The organism is Streptomyces africanus (genome assembly GCF_002150735.1).
Taxonomy (GTDB): domain Bacteria; phylum Actinomycetota; class Actinomycetes; order Streptomycetales; family Streptomycetaceae; genus Streptomyces; species Streptomyces africanus.
The window spans coordinates 1-2,708 of sequence record NZ_MUKA01000486.1 but is presented as its reverse complement, the minus strand read 5'-3'; the positions used below and the strand labels follow the sequence as shown (position 1 = coordinate 2,708).

Here is a 2,708-nt window from a genome sequence, read left to right as displayed (position 1 = left end):
CCGCGCGGCCGCTCCCCTCGGGTGGGCTTCCGAGGGGAGCGGCCGCGCGGAAGGAGAGGTGTGGGCATGGCGGGCATGGACGCGTTCATCGGGCGGCTGGACCCGGACATGTGCGTCGTCACGGCCGTCGCGGGCGGTGCACGGGCGGGGTGCCTGGTCGGATTCGCCTCGCAGTGCTCGATCCATCCCGTGCGGTTCGTCGTATGGCTGTCCGAGGTGAACCACACGTTCCGGGTGGCCCGGGACGCCGAGGTGCTCGCGGTGCACCTGCTCGCCCGTGGACAGCACGGCCTCGCGGAGCGGTTCGGCGGCCGGACCGGCGACCGGACGGACAAGTTCGAGGGCATCCGGCTGCGCGAGGCCTACGGCGGGGCCGTCGTGCTGGCGGACGCGCCGGCCTGGTTCGTCGGCCGGATCGTGACGCGCGCGGGCGGCGGCGACCACATCGGCTTCGTCCTAGACCCGGTCGAGTGGGGCGGCGACGAGGCGTACGACGGGCCGCTGCTGCGCCTCTCCGGCGCCTACACCATCAAGCCCGGTCACCCGGTCGACTGAGCAGGGTCCCGGCTCTCGAACCGGGCTCAGCCTCCAGAACTCCCGGAACCCGGACGTCCACGACGCACACGTCGTCCCGCCGCTCGTCCGGCAGCATCCGCGCGAGCAACGGCCCCAGCGCCGCGGGCCCGTCCGCGTGCGAGGCCGCCACGGCCTCGGCGAGACGCTCCATACCCCGGTCGATGCTCTCCGGAGGGTGCTCGACCAGACCGTCGGTGAACAGGATGAGCCGGTCGCCCGGTTCGAGACGGCACTCCGCCTCCTCGAAGACCGGGGCCGCGGTCGCGCCGAGCAGCATGCCCTTGGGGCGGTTCAGATACCGCGCCTCGCCGTCCCGCAGCAGCAGGGGCGGGGGATGCCCGGCCTGGGCCCACACCAGACGGCGCTGCCCGGGGTCGTACCGGGCCAGCACCATGGTGGCCGTCGCGTGGGAATCGCGGGAGTGCAGCAGCAGCGTGTTCAGCCGGGCCAGCGCGCCGGTCAGCGAGGAGCCCGTGATGACCATGCCCTTGGCGGTGAAGCGGAGCTGGGCCATCGTGGCGACGGCGTCGACGCCGTGCCCGGCGACATCGCCGACCACCAGCAGCGCGTCCCGGTCGGGCAGTTCCACGGCGCTGAACCAGTCACCGCCGACGTGCACACCCGACTGGGCGGGCAGATACGCGACCTCGACGCGCAGCCCCGCCAGGTGGACGGGCCGGTTGGCCAGCGGCAGCAGCGCGTGCTGGAGCCGGGACGCCAGGGTCCGCTCGGCCTGGAGCACGTCGTGCTGGGTGAGGATCGCCTGCTCGCTCTCGACCAGGGCCAGCTCCGCCCGCCGCCGGGCCGTCATGTCCTGGACGACACCGTGCACCTCGACGGGCGTGCCGTGCATGTCGGTCACGGCCTCGGCCACGAGCCGCAGATGCCGGATTCCGCCGCTCGTCCTGACGCGGAACGGCAGGTCGAACGCCCGCCCCCGCCGGACGAGGTCGCGTACGGCGCGGGTCAGCGCGGGCGCGTCCTCGGGCAGCGCGAGTTCCGGCATCCCCGCGAGCCGCACGGGCCCCTGCGCGGGGTCCCGGCCGAAGATGGCGAACACCTGGGTCGACCAGGAGGCCTCCTGCGTGGCCAGGTTCCAGTTCGCCCAGCCGAGGTTGCCCAGCCGCTGGAGATCCGCCAGCCGCTGCTCCTGCCGGTCGGAGGAGCCGTGCCGGATCCAGCTGACGACCAGCGCGTCGTCCAGCCGCGCCACCCGCGCCGAGTACGTGGACAGCGCCGCGATGCCCGCCACGACCTCCTCGTGCGCGAACGGTTCGCTCTCGTACGGCTCACCGGTGGCCAGGGTGTGCAGGCAGCCGTGCCACAGCGGCTCCTCCGTCAGCGCGGGCCGGAACTCCAGCAGCCGCCGGCCGGCCAGTTCCTCACCGGGGCGGCCCAGCAGGTCACCCGCCCGCGCGGTCGCCGCCTCCACCCGGAAGTCCTCGGTCTCGCCTGACGCGGCCCGCAGGGGGCTGAGCAGCATCGCCGCGAGCGGCAGCGCGTCGAACAGTGTCTGCACCGCGTCCGTGGCGGCGTCGCCGGCCCGCTCGGGCGGTGCGTCGAAGGCGCGCAGCCGGCCGGCGCACAGCCCGGTGACGCCCCGCAGATGCGCGCGGTCGCGGGGCGTGAACGACCCCGCGTGGGTGCGCAGCACGCCTATGCAGACCCGGGCCGAGCCCGCTGTGAGCACGGGCAGCCAGGCGCGCGACCGCCACCGCTCGGGCGGGTCGCCGATCAGCAGGTCCCGCCGCTCGTGCGAGGCGATGTCCTCCAGCCAGCACGGTTCGCCCGCCTCCAGCGCCTCCAGCGCCGGGATTCCGCTCAGCGGCGGCACCTGGCTCCACTGCGCGGCGAGCCGGTCGTCGATGCCGGCGTGCCCGATCAGTTCGAGTCCGCCGTCAGGCCGGCGGGCGTAGATCATGACGGCGTCGGCCGCCATGTCGGGCGCGAGATGCTCCAGCAGACACCGGGCGAGGTCGGGCGGTGTCATCACCCGAACAAGGGCCTGCCCGAGGCGGGCCAGGGCGGCGGCGACGTCGTCCGGAGCGGCCGTCTCCACCAGGGCGGCGGTGCCGGAGCCGGGGGTGTCGGCACCGAGGGGCTCGGTCGCCGCACCCGGGCCGGGTGCCGTG

General features: G+C 74.9%; 2 protein-coding genes. One reads left to right on the top strand and one right to left on the bottom strand.

Translation table 11 applies throughout. The features are described 5' to 3' along the window. Positions 1-66 precede the first annotated feature (66 nt). Complete coding sequence (locus CCL05_RS40445; RefSeq protein WP_086565573.1) at positions 67-555, top strand: flavin reductase family protein; 489 nt, start codon at positions 67-69, stop codon at positions 553-555. Here CCL05_RS40445 and CCL05_RS40440 read toward each other — a convergent pair. Next, a partial coding sequence (locus CCL05_RS40440) for a SpoIIE family protein phosphatase (RefSeq protein ID WP_244204570.1) occupies positions 530-2,708 on the bottom strand: 2,179 nt, incomplete at its 5' end. The genes CCL05_RS40445 and CCL05_RS40440 overlap by 26 nt on opposite strands.

What these genes read in the sequence shown, in the direction of transcription:
- CCL05_RS40445 (WP_086565573.1), top strand. Translation starts at nt 67, where the DNA reads ATGGCGGGCATGGACGCGTTCATCGGGCGGCTGGACCCGGACATGTGC.